We start from the raw sequence: 16,837 nt of genomic DNA, 5'->3' as shown, positions 1-16,837 counted from the left end.
CATTCAGCAATGCCTCTAGGACTTTCAGATAATCTTTTTAAAAGAGTGGTTTCAGCTGTCTCGCTGCTCCCAATAGTATTGGGTGTAATTTATCTGGGCGGCTGGTGGTTCTATGGATTTCTTGTGCTTGGTGGCGTTTTAATGTCGCTTGAGTGGAATAAAATGACGGATAATAATTCGTTACTTTCTCATGGGACTTTAATTGCCGTAACCCTTTTTGCGCCAGCAATAGCTATATCGTCTGAAATAACTTGGCATGGATACGCGGAGGAGATTATTAGCCTGATAGTGGTTTGTTTCTTGGCTATCGGGTTAATCTGTCCTGTTGAAGGAGCTAAAAGTAAAGCTACGTTCATTGGTGCTGTCTATTTGTTTGTGGCGCTGTTCAGTATTGCTCTACTGCGCATGCAAGATGCGCATGGATTGCTTGTGTTTTGGGTGTTTATTTCGGTTTGGGCTATGGATGTTGGCGGCTATTTCGCGGGCAAATCCATTGGCGGCCCTAAACTAGCCCCCAAAGTTAGCCCTAAGAAAACCTGGGCGGGACTTATAGGAGGCATGCTATTAGCTGCTTTAGTATCTGCTGTGATCTCATGGGTCTTTGCTTGGAATGATATTTATCTTCTTTCTTTCGCTGGGTTTGTACTAGCATTTATTGCTCAGATTGGTGACTTATACGAAAGTGCAATTAAACGCCGTTTTGGTATTAAAGATTCTGGTGCCCTGATCCCTGGCCATGGTGGTATCCTTGATCGTGTTGATGGCTTGGTCTTTGCTGCACCAGCTGCAGTTATAGCCCTTAATTATTTGTCTGTGAGTTAAGGCGAAGAATAATGACAAAAACGATAAGTTTATTGGGGGCTACTGGTTCAGTAGGGCAAAGCACACTGGAACTTATCCGCAAGCATCCGGGTAAATTTGAGGTACGGGCGTTAACCGCATTTAGCAGAGTAGCGGAACTTGCCGCGCTGGCATTGGAGTTCAACGCTAACCTTGCTGTGATTGGGGATGAAACCAAATTAACTGAGCTTAAAGAACGTCTTCAAGGTTCAGGTATAGAAGTTGCTGCTGGCGAACAAGGTTTGCTAGAGGCAGCAGCTTATCCTTCAGATATGGTTTTGGCTGCAATCGTTGGAGCAGCTGGACTAAGGCCAACACTTACCGCAGTAAGGCGCGGGGCAACTATCGCCCTTGCCAATAAAGAATGCCTTGTGTGTGCAGGCGACTTGATGATGAAAGAGTTGGAAGCTCATAATTCAACGCTTTTACCCGTTGATAGTGAGCACAATGCGATCTTTCAGGTGTTTGATGCAGACCACGCACAAACAGTATCTAGATTGATTCTGACTGCGTCTGGTGGCCCATTCCTAAATAGGGAATTAACCGAGCTGAAAAACATTACGCCAGCCCTAGCAGTTGCGCATCCAAATTGGGATATGGGTGCTAAAATTTCAGTAGATTCGGCTACTATGATGAACAAGGGCCTAGAAGTAATTGAGGCTTATCACTTGTTCCCCGTTGATAAAGAACAGATTGATGTCCTTGTTCACCCTCAATCCGTTATACATTCGATGGTTGAATATATTGATGGTAGTACGTTGGCTCAGCTTGGCTCTCCAGATATGGTTGTGCCTATTGCGTCATGTCTTGCTTGGCCCGACCGTATCTCTACACCTGCAAAAAAGCTGAATTTAGCAGAAATAGGCCAATTGACGTTCCAGGAACCGGATTATGATAAATTCCGCTGTTTGGCACTAGCTAAAGAGGCTTTATATATTGGTGGTGCTGCTACTACAGTTCTAAACGCGGCAAATGAGGTGGCTGTAGATGCTTTCCTCAAAGAAAATATACCATTTCTTGCAGTTCCAGAGCTTGTTTCAAGGACCCTTGAGAAATCTGACATGAAAGCGCCACATTCCCTGACGAATGTGTTTGAAATTGATCAGGAAGCTAGGAGGTTAGCTTCTTCGTTTCTTGATGTATATGCTAAGTAATCCGAGGAAAGCATGGAAACTGAAGGTCCAGGTTTGTTTTTAACTATTATCGCTTTCCTTGGCGGCTTTAGCGTATTGGTCTTTATCCATGAATGGGGCCATTATTCTGTAGCGCGTTTGTTCGGTATTCGTGTTGATACTTTTTCCATCGGTATGGGAAAAGAGATATGGGGCCGGACCGCCAAATCAGGTACCCGCTGGCGAATTAGTGCTATTCCGCTTGGTGGGTATGTAAAGTTCTTTGGTGATGCGTCAGCTGCCAGTAACCCCGGTGATATTCCTGAAGGGCTTACAGAAAAAGAAAAAGCCGAATGCTTCCATTATAAACCAGTTTGGCAACGCGCTTTAGTGGTGTTTGCTGGGCCCGCAGTTAACTTGATTGCTGCTGTGCTTGTGTATGCAGCTTTCTCCTATGGATATGGTATTAGAATTGCCGAGCCTGTGATTAATCAAATTCAGGCTGAATCTGCTGCAGAAAAAGCAGGTTTGCTACCTGGAGATCGTATTCTATCTGTCAATGGGTCTTCTATAGACCGGTTTAGTGATATTCAGGGGCAGGTAAGGTTAAATCCTGGACGAACTATAGATGTGGTTGTTGATCGGAATGGCCAGCAAGTAGCAATCCCGGTCTTGCTTGATATTACGTATATGGAAGATCGATTTGGAAACAGGTATCCGCTGGGACGACTTGGTGTTAGCTCCAGCCAATTGAAAGTTTTGAATTTAGGCCCGCTGGATGCACTTGGGGAGGGCGTTCGCCAAACTATTTCAACAGCTGACATCATGCTTACCTCAATGGGGCAGATGATTCTTGGTATCCGCTCAGTAAAAGAGATGGGTGGGCCAGCTAGAATAGCGAATATGGTGGGGGAAGCTGCTGCTATTAGTTTTGAGCGGTTTATCCTAATTCTTGCCTTATTGTCGCTTAATTTAGGCGTTGTTAATTTGTTACCGATTCCGGTGTTAGACGGCGGACATCTGGTGTTTTATGGGTTGGAGGCGATTAAGGGTTCGCCTCTTAGCAAGAAGGCTCAAGAGGCAAGTTTTATTGCCGGAATGGCCTTAATGCTAATTTTTATGGTGTTTGTGACACTGAATGACTTGCAATCTATGGCGCTCTAGGCCAATTTCTCCGCCGGGGTTCCATGAAGTATGTTGTTTGTGCCAAGAATAAGAATAGGCTGAAACGTTGCGTTTAAATATTTTGCGTTTGATACAGAGCTGTAGTTTAGCTCTGGTTCTCGGGGGAGTAACACTAAGTGGGCAAGCATTTGCTCAACAACAGCCTGTTGCTCAACAACTTCCTGTTATTCGCCAGATTAGTGTATCTGGTAATGAACGGGTAGAGCCTGAAACAATTGGATCGTATCTCACGGTTAAGGTTGGAGATCGTTTTGATCCTACGCAGCTTGATATCAGCTTGAAAAACCTGTTTGCTACAGGGCTGTTCTCTGACGTTGATTTCCAGGAACAAAATGGTGCGTTGATTGTGAGGGTTGTAGAGAATCCTATCATCAACCGTGTTATCTTTGAGGGTAACAAGAAGCTTGATAACGAAGAGCTCGCCGAAGAATCTCGTCTTCGCCCACGTACAGTATTTACACGTGCGAAAGTTCGTTCTGACGTAAAGCGTATGCTGGAGCTATACCGGAATAAAGGTCGTTTCGCTGCTATTATCGAACCGAAAGTTGTTCAGCTAGAGCAAAACCGTGTGGATCTTGTTTTTGAAATTCAGGAAGGTCCTAAAACTAAGGTAAGCCGTATTAATTTCATTGGAAACAAGGTGTTTGGTGACGGCGACTTGCGTGATGTAATGGCGACGAAAGAAAGCCGTTGGTGGAAGATTTTTACATCCCACGATACATTTGACCCAGATCGTTTGGCGTATGACCAACAAGTACTACGCAATCATTATCTGAATGAGGGGTATGCCGATTTCCGTATTGTATCAGCTGTTTCAGAGCTGACCTCGGATCGTGAAGACTTTTTCATTACGTTCTCTGTTGAAGAGGGCGAGATATACACTTTCGGTGAAATTAAGGTTGAAAGTGAAATCCGGGATATTGACACCAATCTATTCCGGCTATTTGTTAGGATGCGTGAGGGCGGTACTTATAACGCCGAAGCGATTGAGCAATCTATCGAATCTCTTACAGATGCGGCTGGTCGCCTTGGTTATGCTTTTGTAGATATTCGCCCGCAAATTAATCGTAGCCGCGCTGATCGTACGATTTCTATCACATTTAAAATTCTTGATGCACCTAGGGTGTATGTTGAGCGGATTAACGTGCATGGTAACGTAACTACTCTCGATAGGGTAATTCGCCGTGAGTTTCGCCTGCAGGAGGGCGATGCCTTCAACTCAGCTCGTGTGACACGTTCAGAAAATCGTTTGAAACGCCTGAACTTCTTCCGTGATGCGACGATTGAACGTTCTCAAGGCTCTAAACCAGACCGTATTGTTCTTGATGTTAATGTAGAAGAACAAGCCACTGGTGAACTTAACGTTGGTGCCGGTTTCTCAAGTATTGAAAACTTTATTTTTGACTTCTCTATTCGTCAAAGAAACCTATTTGGTAAGGGCCAAGACCTTCGCCTTGGACTGCGTCTTTCAAGCCGAAGCCAAGAGATTGACCTAGGCTTTACCGAACCTTACTTCTTAGGGCGTAGAATCAGCGCAGGTTTTGATATCTTTGCCCGCAGGTTCGATAACTCAAGATTTGGTGCAGCGTTTAACCAGGATTCTATTGGTTTCTCACTTCGCGCCGGTATGGCTATTAACGAGTTTTGGACGCTTTCCACCCGTTACACTCTACGTAGAGATAATGTAGATTTGGTGGACTCGTTTGTTACGAACAATAACAATAATGGTATTTTTGATACCTTCTTTACTGGTATTCAGAACGAGTTTGCGAACGCTGATGCTATTGAGCGTCAAGAACTGCTCGACCTTTATGATACGAACCAATCAAATACCATTGAAATTGAAGATTTCAGTGCAGACGGGCTGTCTACACCAACGACAGAGGAGCTAGCTCGCGCTGTACCTACGCTATCTCGTGCTTTCATTGATAGTTTGGGCTCACGTTTCCAATCTATTATTGGCTATTCCGTTGGTTTCGATACGCGTAACCATATCATTAGACCTACACGTGGTAGTTCGTTCTACTTCCACCAGGATTTCGCTGGTTTGGGCGGGGATGTACGTTACTTAAGAAACCGGGTAAACTTCGATAATTACTGGACACCATGGCAGGGCTGGACCTTCCGTTTGGGTGGTGAAGGTGGCTTCATCACTGGTCTTGGTCAAACAGTTCGTGTGAATGATAAATTCTATATTGGTGGCCCACGTATTCGTGGTTTCGATAACTCTGGTATTGGTCCAAGAAACTTCAATGGTGGTAATGCCAATACTGCATCGTCACTTGGTGGTACTGCGTTCTATATTGGCCGAGGGGAACTATTCTTCCCGCTGGGTGATCTAGCACTAGAAAGTGGTATCAATGCGTCAGCCTTTATTGATGTAGGGTCTTTGTTCAGAGCTCAGGAAGAGCTAGCGGAATGTACGTTCACGCGTGCTGACTTTGAGGCCTTCCAGCTTGCTCGCGAACAAGATCCAACAGTAACATTTGGTCAAGATACAGTTTGTCTGTCTGGTAATTCTCCATCACCACGTATTTCTATTGGTGTAGGTGTTTCCTGGCAGTCGCCTTTTGGTCCGTTCCGAATTGATTTGGCAAAGACAATCAAGCAGCAACTTGGCGACAGACCACAAACATTACAGTTTAACGTTGGTACAACGTTCTAATAAGCTCATAGGGAAAATGGGAATAATAAGATGACATTCATCAAAACACTAAAACTTGCAATTCTTGGGGCTATTACAGCTGCTGGACTAACCGTAGCGGCGACTGCACAAACATTTATCATTGATAATGAGCGTGTTGAAAAAGATGCTGCTGCGTATAAGGATTTCAATCTACAGACAACTGATCTTCGTCAGAATATTCTGCAGTTGCGTCAATATATTTCTCGTGGTGGTGCCGCTGAACAGCAAATGGCTGAGCTAGAAAAGCAAAAGGCTATTATTGGCAATGATAAATACGAAGAAGAAAAGAAGAAAATTGAGCAAACATATGTAGCTGCTCAACAGAATCTTCAAGCATATGAATATTTGTTTGATCAAGTTCGCCAGGAAGCCCTTGTTCAGGTTGAACGAGCACGTCAGCCTGTTATTCGTCAGATTTTAAAGGATCGCAAAGCACAGCTGATTTTGCCTAAGCGCCTTGTTATGGGTAGCGCTCCAGGTCTTGATGTAACTACAGAGTTTATTGAGCTGCTTGATGCAGAGCTGCCATCTGTTACACTAACAAAATTGCCGCCAAAGCAAGCGCCGACAACTACGCCTGCACCAGCGCAGCAGTAATCTCTAATTTAGGGTAGAGTGTAAGCAATGGAATTCGATATTGCTAAAATTATGGAAGCGATACCTCATAGGTATCCCTTCCTTTTGGTTGATAAGATCGTTGATGTAGTGCCTGGTGAAAGCGCTGTAGGCATTAAGAATGTTACTATCAATGAAAACTTTTTTCAGGGGCACTTTCCACAAAAACCAGTAATGCCAGGCGTTCTTATCCTAGAAGCTATGGCACAGACAGCTGGTGTAATTGCGGTTGATGTACTTGGTGATGATGCCAAAGGTAAAGTTGTTTACTTTATGGGTATTGATGGTGTGAAATTCCGTCGCCCGGTTGGTCCAGGTGATCAATTGCATCTTAAGCTTAACAAGACCCGTGGCGGGCTTGGGAAAAGCGTTTGGAAGTTTGACGCTGTAGCTGAGGTTGAAGGCGATGTAGCTGCAACAGCAAGTTTAACGGCTATGCTATCTGCTGAATAATTAGAAAAAGTAATTAAATGTTAAAAAGCCCAGTTAGTTTTAGCTGGGCTTTTTTAATGCCTGAAGCAGGATTTTTATCGTAAAGTACTAGGCATGAAAAAAGGGCTGGTAAACCAGCCCTTTTTAAAAATCTAAATTCAGCTTAACGCCTAACGCTTATCAACTGGAACGTAGTCACGCTTTGGAGCGCCAGTGAATAGCTGACGAGGGCGACCAATCTTCTGTGTTGGGTCCTCAATCATTTCGTTCCACTGTGAAATCCAGCCTGATGTACGCGCAAGAGCAAATAGCACTGTAAACATGCTGGTTGGGAAGCCCATAGCTTTCAGGATGATACCTGAGTAGAAGTCTACATTCGGGTAAAGCTTCTTCTCAACGAAGTATGGATCTTCAAGAGCGATTTTCTCAAGTTCCATTGCAACATCGAAGAGTGGATCATCTACGCCAAGTTCTTCAAGTACTTTGTGTGCTGTTTCACGCATTACAGTCGCGCGTGGGTCAAAGTTCTTATAAACGCGGTGACCAAAGCCCATCAGACGGAATGGATCTGCTTTATCTTTCGCACGTGCAATGAACTCAGGAATACGGTCAACTGTACCAATTTCTTCAAGCATGTTCAGGCATGCTTCGTTAGCGCCACCGTGAGCAGGGCCCCATAGACATGCAATACCAGCAGCAATACATGCGAACGGGTTCGCACCAGATGAACCAGCAAGGCGTACTGTAGATGTTGAAGCATTCTGTTCGTGGTCAGCATGCAGGATAAAGATGAGATCCATTGCTTTCTCAAGCGTCGGGCTCACTTTGTATTCCGCAGCAGGAACGGAGAACATCATCTTCAGGAAATTACCAGCGTATGAAAGATCATTTTCTGGGTAAACAAATGGCTGACCAACAGAGTATTTATATGCCATTGCAGCGATTGTCGGAATCTTCGCAATCAGGCGGTAGCTGGCAACCATACGTTGGTGTGGATCATCAATGTCTGTGCTGTCATGATAGAAAGCAGCAAGAGCACCAACAACACCAACCATAATAGCCATTGGGTGTGCATCGCGGCGGAAACCGCTGAAGAAGCGATGAAGCTGTTCGTGCACCATAGTGTGGTGTGTAATATCGTGCTCGAACTTTGCTTTTTCTTCTTTAGTCGGAAGCTCACCAAAGAGAAGCAGATAGCAAACTTCCATATAGTCGCTGTGCTCTGCTAGTTGCTCAATTGGATAACCACGGTACTGAAGCTCACCTTTGTTACCATCGATGTAGGTAATTTTAGATTCGCAGCTTGCCGTAGAGGTGAACCCCGGGTCAAAAGTAAACATGTCTGACTGAGCATACAGTTTACGGATATCAATGACCTTCGGACCCACTGACCCTTCCATAACCGGTAGATCAACGTCTAGCCCTTCGCCGGTTAGCTTGAGAGTGTCATTTGACATGGTCCTTACTCCTTCATAAAAATTAACAACTCGCCCGGAGGCAAATTGGGGTTACGCAGCAACCACATCGCGCAAACGCGCAACAGTTTCTTCCTGGCCCAAAATTTCCAGGGTTTCAGCAAGATCACCTGACTGTTTTCCTCCAGTCACGGCAGCTCTTACAGGTTGCATTACTTTACCCAGTTTTAGTTCTTCTGCCTCAGCAAAAGAAACGATTGCAGCTTTGATATCATCAGCATTCCACTGTGATACCTTCTCCAAAACAGGTGTTAGCGAGCCAAGCATCGGCACTGTGTCGCCAGAAAGTTGCTTCGCTGCTTTGTCTGTCAGACTTAGCGGACGAGTGTTACAGAAAAGAGAAGCTCCTTCATGTAGGTCCGGTAGTCTTTTTGCTCTTTCTGCAAGACTTGGGAGCGCTTTGATTAAGCGCTCAACTTCCGTTGCATCAAGAGTATGTCCCACTTGTTCTTCTAGGTCGGATTGCACATAAGGCAAGAGTTCTGACCCATTTAATTCTTTCATATAGTGGCTGTTCACGAAGTCCAGCTTGTCAAAATCAAAGCGAGAAGGGCTTTTGCCCACATTCTGCAGTGTAAACCACTCAATTGCTTTTGCTGTTGGGATGATTTCCTCATCACCATGGCTCCAGCCGAGACGCAGCAGATAATTACGCATCGCTTCTGGTAGGAAGCCCATCTCTTCATAACCTTCCACTCCCAGTGCACCATGGCGCTTTGAGAGCTTCTTACCGTCAGGACCATGGATTAGAGGAATATGGGCGTATGTTGGAATATCCCATTCCATTGCCTTGTAGATAGGGATTTGGCGAAATGCGTTATTAAGGTGGTCGTCACCCCGCACAACATGGGTTACCCCCATATCATGGTCATCTACCACAACGGCAAGCATATAGGTTGGCGTGCCGTCTGAACGCATGATAATCATGTCATCTAGTTCCGCGTTCTGAACTTCTACGCGCCCTTGAACTTGATCATCAATAGCATGCGAACCTTCGCGTGGCATCTTGATACGAATTGAATACGGCGTATCCGCAGGAGCTTGATCTTGCTTTTCGCGCCACATGTCTCCGCGGAAAGGTTTACCTTCAGCGCGAGCAGCATCGCGAAGCTCAGCTGTTTCTTCTGGTGAAGAGAAACATTTATAAGCATGGCCACTAGCGAGCATAGCTTCCGCAACTTCACGGTGGCGATCGGCGCGATCAAACTGGCTGATGGCGTCACCGTCCCAGTCCAATCCCATCCATTTCATGCCATTTAAGATAGCTTCAATCGCTTCGTCTGTTGAACGTTTGCGGTCTGTATCTTCAATTCTTAGAAGGAATTTACCATTATTCGCACGGGCAAGAAGCCAATTATATAGTGCAGTACGAGCACCACCGATATGAAGAAAACCAGTCGGAGAGGGTGCGAAACGCGTTACAACAGTTTCGGGCATGTTTTTAGTCACGCTCAGAGCCTAAACCTTTTTAAATTTACAAAATGTCAGCAGAAATACGGGGGAGCTGACGTCCAAGATTTGTGAGGCTTGTAGCATATGTTTTTCAAGAACACAAATGTGCAGTGCAGCAAAATACGCCCGAATTTGATTAAAAAGCTCGCATAAGCTGTTTAATGCGTTATTAAAATAAATAGCTTTTCTGTTTATAGAGGCGGTTTTATTGAGCTTAGGTAGGTTTGAAACGTATGTTCACCCGGAATGGCGGCTAATTGTCGCTGCCATGACGCTTGGGGTGGCCTGTTACCTTCCTATAGGTGGCAATGTTACGCAGTATCACGTTATCTTTATCGGTATTCTGGTTCTTGTGATGCAGTTCCTAAAGCAAATATATCTGGCCGGGCTATCGTTGATTGTGATGTTGGGTTTGCTGAATAGCCAGATAAGCGTAGAACCTAGGTTTAATGATACTCCGATAAAAGATGGTCAGTTTTATAATCTGGCTGGAACCGTAATTCGGGTGGAAGAAAGGTCGGATAATAGTCTTCGACTTACAGTCGAAAATGATAGTCCTCAATTTGTTGCCAGAGTCACTATCCGAAACCGTAAAACTCTATCGATCGAACAAGGGCAACGCCTAAAAATCTCAGCTATTTTATCGAGACCAGCAGGCCCGGCTGTTCCATACGGTTATAATTTTGCCAGAGACGCTTTCTTTAAAGGAATTGATGCACAAGGCTTTGCTGTCTCTCCCGTGCAGATAGACGATACTATCGACGCGGAGTACAGTATAGATGCCTTCAGGCAACAAACAGCTAAATTACTTTATGAGAGGGTAGGAGGGCAAAATGGTGCTGTTGCCGCAGCACTTTTAGTAGGCGAGAAATCATATTTGTCTGAAGAGACTAAAGAGAATTTAAGGAAGGCAGGATTGGCACATCTGCTTGCAATCTCTGGCTTACATATAGGCCTAGTAGCAGCTATTGGTTTCTTTGTTTTTGAGTATATTTTCGCCCTCATTCCGGCATTGGCTTTTCGTGTTATGCCTCGGAAGTTTGCGGTGCTTCCTACCTTCTTGCTTGTAGTTATATATCTAATGATAAGCGGTGCGAGTGTTGCCACCATTCGTGCTGTCATCATGATATCGGTGGCAATGATGGCATTATTAACTGATCGACGCGTAATTTCACTAAGAAGTGTGGCCATAGCTGCAATAGTTATTCTGCTGATCTGGCCAGAGAATATAGTTAGTATCAGTTTTCAACTTTCCTTTGCAGCAACTGCTTCGCTGGTTGCCTTTTATGAATGGTTTTCACGTTCTGAACTTTGGCGAAGATGGCAAAGCCAACAGAATTTATGGCGAAAATTTCTTACGGCTATCTTTGCCGTAATGCTAACAAGTCTGATTTCCCAGATGGGTATTTTACCATTTGCTTTGTATCATTTTCAGGAAATCTCTGTAATTGCGCTAATATCTAATGTGCTTGTCTTGCCACTTGTTTCATTTCTGGTAATGCCACTATTGCTGTGTATCTTGGTAGGTTGGACGCTGTTTGGAATAATGGCGTTTACCATTCCGCTTGGTCTATCTATTGGGGTTATTCGCGATATCGCTGCATGGTCTGCTTCTTTTAGTTGGGCTACAGCACAAACCTATCAGCTTACAGATATAGGGTTCGTAATCTTAACTTTGATTTTTATGGGAATGCTTTTAGTGAGAGAACCGAGAGTATTTTTCGCTTTGCTCATTTTGGTGCCTGGTGTCTTTTTACTCAGTTTTCGCAAACCTGCAGATATACTTATAGATAGAAACGCTAGTTTTATTGCCGTACACGATAATGATAAGATGGCTATCTCGTCTAAATATAGGGATAATTTCAGAAACAAGATTTGGTTAAAATATTGGGCCACATCTAAAGATGATATCGTTCAATTAAAACGTAGCTGTGATCAAGATGCATGCCTTTATGAGCTTACAGGTGATAGGTACTTGGGTATTATAAAGACGATTGATGCAGTTAGGCCAGTTTGTAATATTGCCGAGATCATCATAATACCAACGAAATACAAAAGACTTTGTAGAACAGGTGCATTAATTATAACCAATGCCGACTTACAAAAAAGAGGCCCGCTAGGCCTCTCATATCAAGAAAATTCAATAACTCCCATTATGAAATGGAGCGTATCAGAACATCAAATCAAGCCTTGGCAAGAATGATTAATGATACTGTCGCATCAGGCTGATAAGTCTACCTTGAACCTGTACGCGATCTGCCGAATATACTTTGGTCTCATAATCACGGTTCGCAGGAATAAGAGCTACATCTCTGCCTTGTCGCTGAATGGTTTTAAGTGTTGCTTCTTCGCGATCAACAAGAGCTACAACCACTTCGCCATCGCGGGCTGTATCGGCACTTTCAATAATAATAGTATCACCATCCATAATGCCCATCTCAATCATAGAATCACCAGATACTTCAAGAGCATAGCAATTACCACGACCAATCATGCCTGCAGGCACGGAAACAAAACTATCTTGGTTTTCAAGTGCTTCAATAGGAGTACCTGCTGCGATACGACCATGCATTGGAATATCAAGGGTTTCAGGTTCTGATGGTGCAGGGCTCGATTTACCAAAATTACCTGCCACTACATTAGAAGGCGTCTCTTGCTGGCCTTCTGGCATCTTGAGAATTTCAAGTGCACGAGCTCGGTTTGCCATACGGCGAATGAAGCCTCGTTCTTCAAGAGCGTTAATCAAACGGTGAACACCGGATTTGGATTTAAGGCCAAGCGCGTCTTTCATTTCATCAAAGGACGGAGAAACGCCTGTCTCTGCGAGTTTGTCTGAAATAAAGAGCAAAAGCTGATGCTGTTTTGCTGTAAGCATGCTTGGTCTCCAGCCGTTTTGTTTTCTATATGTTCTCTTTTAGTTCACCTTTTGGTTGGCGTCAAGAACATTAGATTAAAACGGTAAGAATGGAACCAAATCACCCGCTTTAACGGGATCGGCATTTGGAGCCCGCACAATAAGGCCATCGGAGTTAGCTAGAACGCTGGTGTGTCCGCTATCCTGAGATACTGCGGGGTCAACGTGTCTGTTACCAGCTTCCCCAATTAGGCGAGCACGCATATAATCTTGACGCGTGCCATTAGTAGGTAGGTCTGTTGCCACCGGTAACATTACACCAGTTGGAAGCGGAGCAGGACGCCCCATCAAACGGTCAATAAGTGGGCGCAGATAGAGATAAGCGCATACAAAAGCGGATACTGGGTTTCCGGGCAGACCCAAAACATGTTGCTTGCCATTCTTGCCGTAAATGAGCGGCTTTCCTGGACGCATGGCTACTTTCCAGAAGTCAAGCGTCATGCCTTCTTCGGAAAGCGCTTGTTGCATAAAATCACGGTCACCAACAGAGGCCCCTCCAATAGTCACCAGTACATCCGCATCCCTGCCTTTTTGGAGAGCGGCCTTTAGGCTTTCGATGCTGTCACCAGCATGGCCTAAATCTAGTACTTCAGCGCCGATATCTTTTATAAAGGCATTCAACTGCGGTGAGATACTGTTCACTGTTTGATAATCTTCAAACTTATCGGCATCTGGGCTGGCTAGTTCGTCGCCTGTTGCAAGAATAGCGATGGTTGGAGCTTTATAAACCATAAGAGAAGCATGCCCCGAACTCGCTGCAAGGCCAATGCTCTTAGGTGTCATAAAGGTGCCAGCTTCAAGCACAATCTGTCCTTCAGAAAAGTCATATCCTTTCATGCGGATATGCTTTCCAGCATTAGAGCCATCATCGGTGAATATGCCACCTTCTGCGGGGCCTGTGTTTTCCTGAATAACTACCTGGTTAGCACCGGCTGGAACAGGCGCGCCAGTGAAAATACGAACAGCTTCACCTTTTTTTACGGCGCCGTTGAAAGGCTCCCCAGCGGCGCTTGTGCCTACAAGTGTGAACGTAACCTCAGAACCGGTGAGGTCACTGCTGTTTACAGCATAACCATCCATTGCAGATACATCGGATGCTGGCTGAGAACGGCGTGCTTTAATTGCCCCGACAAGAACACGACCAGAGGCATCCTGAAGGCTTACTTTTTCTGTCGTCAACAAATCAGCAGAGGTAACGATGCGTGCAAATGCTTCTTCAACAGAGATCATACTCCAGCCTCATATTTTCCTGATTTACCACCTTCCTTCAAAAGAAGGCGAGTACCCCCAATAATCATAGCTTTATCAACTGCTTTAGCCATATCATAAAGGGTAAGGGCAGCCACGCTTGAAGCGGTCAAAGCTTCCATTTCAACGCCAGTCTGTCCTGATACTTTCACACGGCTTTCTATGCGAATTTGTGTATCGCCAACAGGCTCTATATCTACCTTCACACTCGTGATGGGAAGAGGGTGGCAGAGTGGGATGAGGTCACTGGTTTTCTTGGCAGCCATAATACCAGCAAGACGAACAGCCGCGATCACGTCACCTTTTGGGAGGCCGCCACCCAAGATCAGTTTTTGGGTTTCAGTTTCCATAGTGACAAAGGTTTCAGCTATGGCAATCCGGGAAGTAACAGTTTTCTCACCCACATCAACCATGTGGGCGGCGCCTTTTTCATCGATATGAGTTAACTTGCTCATGCGGCACCTTTCTGGAGGCTTTTTACTGCAGCACCAACATCATCTTGGCGCATAAAGGTTTCGCCGATAAGGAAGGTGGATGCACCTACGGCATCACACTGCGCTAAATCTTCATTTGTACGAAGGCCTGACTCCGCTACAGCAATGCGGTCAGCCGCATATTTAGGCGCTAAAGATAGTGTGTTCTCAAGCGACACTTCCATGGTTTTAAGGTTGCGATTGTTCACACCAATAAGCTTTGATTTTAACTTAAGGGCGCGATCAAGCTCTTCCTGATTATGCACTTCAATAAGGGCATCCATACCCCATTCGTGTGCAGCTGTTTCCATTTCGGCAGCGAGCGTATCATCAAGCGCGGCCATGATAATGAGGATACAGTCTGCTCCGAGGGCGCGTGCTTCAGGAACCTGATACAGATCAACCATAAAATCCTTGCGAAGTGCAGGGATACTTGCGGCATTTCTGGCTCGAACCAGATATTGATCATCACCTTGGAAGTAAGGGATATCTGTAAGGACAGACAGGCAAGCAGCACCACCTTCTTCATAAGCTTTTGCAAGTGTTGCCGGGTCAAAATCATTAGGGCGGATAAGGCCTTTGGAAGGACTTGCTTTTTTGATTTCACAAATAAAACCGTATTCGCCAGCTGTTTTCTTGGCCTCTAGTGCTTTGATAAAACCACGTGGCGCAGAAGCTTCTTTTGCGCGCGCTTCTTGTTCAGCTAAGCTTAGTTTAGATTTAACCGAAGCAACATGCTCGCGTTTACGGTCACAAATTTCTGCGAGAATATCAGCCATTATTGTCCTCTGGGCGGAATTTATTAGTGTAGGCAACCCACTGTTCAAGGGTTTGTAAAGCTTTACTTGAATCAACTGCATCAGCGGCGAGTTTTAAGCCCGAGGCAAAATCAGGCGCTACATCAGATACCACAAGTGCAGCGGCAGTGTTCATCAACACAATGTCCCGGTACGCTGATTTCTGGCCTGCAAGCAAATCTTTGATCGCTGCGGCGTTTACATCAGCATCGCCGCCTTTCAGGTCTTCAATTGAAGCTGTCTCTAAACCATAATCACCTGGGTGCATATCAAATTCAGTAATTACACCACCTTTAAGCTCAGCTACTGATGTGGTTGTTGTGTTAGTGATTTCATCAAGGCCATCATGACCGTGAACCACCCAAACATGCTCACTTCCAAGCTTTAATAGTACTTCAGCCATCGGGCGTAACCACTTGCGATCAAACACACCAAGTATCTGGCGCTTTGTTTGTGCTGGGTTGGCCAATGGGCCGAGAAGATTAAAGATCGTTCTGAGCTGTAATGAACCACGAGCAGGTGCCACATGTCGCATTGCCTTGTGATGGGCAGGGGCAAACATGAAGGCATAGTTATTTTCTTCAAGGCTTTGCTCATTAGCTGCTTTATCAAGTTCCAGATAAGCACCGAGTGACATGAGAACATCAGCTGAGCCGGACTTTGAAGAAACTGAACGGTTCCCGTGTTTAGCGACGGTGGCGCCTGCTGCAGCTGCAACAAACGCGGAAGCCGTTGAGATATTATAAGTACCGTGGCCGTCACCACCGGTGCCGCATGTATCAACGGATAATAGAGGGGCATCCAGCTTTTCAGCTTTGGCTCTGAGTACTTTTGCTCCGCCAACGATTTCGTCTACGGTCTCGCCGCGCACGCGTAGAGCCATAATGAAAGCTGCCATCTGCGCAAGATCGGCGTTGCCAGACATGATTATATCGAATGCAGCCGTGCTTTCTTCTACTGATAACCTGTGGCCATCAGCGAGTTGGGCGAGTATGGGACGAAGATCTGCCATAAGGATCAAGCCTCTGCTTTACAGATATCAAGGAAGTTCTTGAGTAGTGTATGCCCGTGTTCAGACGCTATACTTTCCGGGTGGAACTGTACACCGTGAAGAGAATATTCTTTGTGCTGAAGCCCCATAATCAAACCATCTTCAGTTTCGGCAGTGATTTGAAGGCAATCTGGAAGCGTTTCTCTTTCTACAAGTAGGGAGTGATAGCGTGTTGCAGTGTAAGGAGATGGGATATCCTTGAAGATGCCTGTACCGTCATGAGAAATAGGGCTTGTTTTGCCGTGCATAACATAAGGAGCGCGTTTCACTTCACCTCCAAAGATCTGTCCAAGCGATTGATGACCAAGGCAGACCCCTAACAATGGAGTTTTGCCTTTAACAGCATCTATCAGAGCCATGCATATACCTGCTTCATTCGGTGTGCATGGACCAGGGCTGAGGATGATGCCTTCTGGCTCTTTCTCCAGAACTTCTTCTACGGTTATCTGATCATTACGATACACTTCAATTTCAGCACCAAGATCGGTTAGATAATGATACAAATTGTAAGTAAAGCTGTCGTAATTATCGATCAAGATATACATTAGGATAGTCCG

15 protein-coding genes are annotated in these 16,837 nt (G+C 45.2%); 7 read left to right on the top strand and 8 right to left on the bottom strand.

Features of this window, described 5'->3' with window-relative positions; genetic code table 11:
• Positions 1–9: 9 nt before the first annotated feature.
• The 6 genes from KFE96_RS11485 to fabZ all read left to right on the top strand — a co-directional run bounded on the left by KFE96_RS11485 (position 10) and on the right by fabZ (position 6,891).
• The gene (locus KFE96_RS11485) at positions 10–822 is read left to right on the top strand and encodes a phosphatidate cytidylyltransferase (RefSeq protein ID WP_255832730.1); all 813 of its coding nucleotides are present in this window, start codon (positions 10–12) and stop codon (positions 820–822) included.
• 11 nt (positions 823–833) lie between these two features.
• Positions 834–1,994, top strand: coding sequence for a 1-deoxy-D-xylulose-5-phosphate reductoisomerase (locus KFE96_RS11480; RefSeq protein ID WP_255832729.1), 1,161 nt, complete (start codon positions 834–836; stop codon positions 1,992–1,994).
• 12 nt (positions 1,995–2,006) lie between these two features.
• Positions 2,007–3,116: an RIP metalloprotease RseP gene (gene rseP, locus KFE96_RS11475; RefSeq protein WP_255832728.1), complete on the top strand. Its 1,110-nt coding sequence runs from the start codon at positions 2,007–2,009 to the stop codon at positions 3,114–3,116.
• Positions 3,117–3,183: 67 nt separating this feature from the next.
• Positions 3,184–5,802, top strand: coding sequence for an outer membrane protein assembly factor BamA (bamA, locus tag KFE96_RS11470; protein WP_255832727.1), 2,619 nt, complete (start codon positions 3,184–3,186; stop codon positions 5,800–5,802).
• Between the two features lie 30 nt (positions 5,803–5,832).
• Complete coding sequence (locus KFE96_RS11465) at positions 5,833–6,420, top strand: OmpH family outer membrane protein (protein WP_255832726.1); 588 nt, start codon at positions 5,833–5,835, stop codon at positions 6,418–6,420.
• 27 nt (positions 6,421–6,447) lie between these two features.
• On the top strand, positions 6,448–6,891 hold the full coding sequence (fabZ, locus tag KFE96_RS11460; protein ID WP_255832725.1) for a 3-hydroxyacyl-ACP dehydratase FabZ: 444 nt from the start codon (positions 6,448–6,450) through the stop codon (positions 6,889–6,891).
• Positions 6,892–7,040: 149 nt separating this feature from the next.
• Here fabZ and KFE96_RS11455 read toward each other — a convergent pair whose 3' ends face one another.
• Both KFE96_RS11455 and gltX read right to left on the bottom strand, forming a co-directional pair.
• Complete coding sequence (locus KFE96_RS11455; RefSeq protein ID WP_247021425.1) at positions 7,041–8,327, bottom strand: citrate synthase; 1,287 nt, start codon at positions 8,325–8,327, stop codon at positions 7,041–7,043.
• A gap of 51 nt (positions 8,328–8,378) precedes the next feature.
• The gene (gene gltX, locus KFE96_RS11450) at positions 8,379–9,782 is read right to left on the bottom strand and encodes a glutamate--tRNA ligase (protein WP_370650586.1); all 1,404 of its coding nucleotides are present in this window, start codon (positions 9,780–9,782) and stop codon (positions 8,379–8,381) included.
• Between the two features lie 223 nt (positions 9,783–10,005).
• Here gltX and KFE96_RS11445 point away from each other — a divergent pair, with 223 nt between their 5' ends.
• The gene (locus KFE96_RS11445) at positions 10,006–12,000 is read left to right on the top strand and encodes a ComEC/Rec2 family competence protein (RefSeq protein WP_255832723.1); all 1,995 of its coding nucleotides are present in this window, start codon (positions 10,006–10,008) and stop codon (positions 11,998–12,000) included.
• Here the strand turns inward: KFE96_RS11445 and lexA are convergent, their stop codons facing one another.
• From lexA to KFE96_RS11415, 6 genes are all read right to left on the bottom strand, one after another.
• A complete protein-coding gene (gene lexA, locus KFE96_RS11440; RefSeq protein WP_255832722.1) occupies positions 12,001–12,672 on the bottom strand; it encodes a transcriptional repressor LexA in 672 nt (223 codons plus the stop codon).
• 75 nt (positions 12,673–12,747) lie between these two features.
• The gene (gene glp / locus KFE96_RS11435) at positions 12,748–13,941 is read right to left on the bottom strand and encodes a gephyrin-like molybdotransferase Glp (protein ID WP_255832721.1); all 1,194 of its coding nucleotides are present in this window, start codon (positions 13,939–13,941) and stop codon (positions 12,748–12,750) included.
• Positions 13,938–14,414: a cyclic pyranopterin monophosphate synthase MoaC gene (gene moaC / locus KFE96_RS11430; RefSeq protein ID WP_255832720.1), complete on the bottom strand. Its 477-nt coding sequence runs from the start codon at positions 14,412–14,414 to the stop codon at positions 13,938–13,940. Before moaC ends, glp begins: the two co-directional genes overlap by 4 nt.
• Positions 14,411–15,211 (bottom strand): indole-3-glycerol phosphate synthase TrpC, encoded by an 801-nt coding sequence (gene trpC, locus KFE96_RS11425; RefSeq protein WP_255832719.1) that lies wholly within the window; start codon positions 15,209–15,211, stop codon positions 14,411–14,413. Before trpC ends, moaC begins: the two co-directional genes overlap by 4 nt.
• Complete coding sequence (gene trpD / locus KFE96_RS11420) at positions 15,204–16,241, bottom strand: anthranilate phosphoribosyltransferase (RefSeq protein WP_255832718.1); 1,038 nt, start codon at positions 16,239–16,241, stop codon at positions 15,204–15,206. Before trpD ends, trpC begins: the two co-directional genes overlap by 8 nt.
• A 5-nt stretch (positions 16,242–16,246) precedes the next feature.
• Positions 16,247–16,825 (bottom strand): aminodeoxychorismate/anthranilate synthase component II, encoded by a 579-nt coding sequence (locus tag KFE96_RS11415; protein WP_255832717.1) that lies wholly within the window; start codon positions 16,823–16,825, stop codon positions 16,247–16,249.
• Between the last annotated feature and the right edge of the window lie 12 nt (positions 16,826–16,837).

The sequence above is a fragment of the Kordiimonas sp. SCSIO 12603 genome (assembly GCF_024398035.1).
Taxonomy (GTDB): domain Bacteria; phylum Pseudomonadota; class Alphaproteobacteria; order Sphingomonadales; family Kordiimonadaceae; genus Kordiimonas.
The sequence above is the reverse complement of the archived record's forward strand: the minus strand, read 5'-3'. Positions and strand labels throughout refer to the sequence as shown.

What these genes read in the sequence shown, in the direction of transcription:
- trpC (WP_255832719.1), bottom strand. Translation starts at nt 15,211, where the DNA reads ATGGCTGATATTCTCGCAGAAATTTGTGACCGTAAACGCGAGCATGTT.
- moaC (WP_255832720.1), bottom strand. Translation starts at nt 14,414, where the DNA reads ATGAGCAAGTTAACTCATATCGATGAAAAAGGCGCCGCCCACATGGTT.
- trpD (WP_255832718.1), bottom strand. Translation starts at nt 16,241, where the DNA reads ATGGCAGATCTTCGTCCCATACTCGCCCAACTCGCTGATGGCCACAGG.
- KFE96_RS11485 (WP_255832730.1), top strand. Translation starts at nt 10, where the DNA reads ATGCCTCTAGGACTTTCAGATAATCTTTTTAAAAGAGTGGTTTCAGCT.
- lexA (WP_255832722.1), bottom strand. Translation starts at nt 12,672, where the DNA reads ATGCTTACAGCAAAACAGCATCAGCTTTTGCTCTTTATTTCAGACAAA.
- KFE96_RS11480 (WP_255832729.1), top strand. Translation starts at nt 834, where the DNA reads ATGACAAAAACGATAAGTTTATTGGGGGCTACTGGTTCAGTAGGGCAA.
- fabZ (WP_255832725.1), top strand. Translation starts at nt 6,448, where the DNA reads ATGGAATTCGATATTGCTAAAATTATGGAAGCGATACCTCATAGGTAT.
- glp (WP_255832721.1), bottom strand. Translation starts at nt 13,941, where the DNA reads ATGATCTCTGTTGAAGAAGCATTTGCACGCATCGTTACCTCTGCTGAT.
- rseP (WP_255832728.1), top strand. Translation starts at nt 2,007, where the DNA reads ATGGAAACTGAAGGTCCAGGTTTGTTTTTAACTATTATCGCTTTCCTT.
- KFE96_RS11465 (WP_255832726.1), top strand. Translation starts at nt 5,833, where the DNA reads ATGACATTCATCAAAACACTAAAACTTGCAATTCTTGGGGCTATTACA.
- KFE96_RS11415 (WP_255832717.1), bottom strand. Translation starts at nt 16,825, where the DNA reads ATGTATATCTTGATCGATAATTACGACAGCTTTACTTACAATTTGTAT.
- gltX (WP_370650586.1), bottom strand. Translation starts at nt 9,782, where the DNA reads ATGCCCGAAACTGTTGTAACGCGTTTCGCACCCTCTCCGACTGGTTTT.
- KFE96_RS11455 (WP_247021425.1), bottom strand. Translation starts at nt 8,327, where the DNA reads ATGTCAAATGACACTCTCAAGCTAACCGGCGAAGGGCTAGACGTTGAT.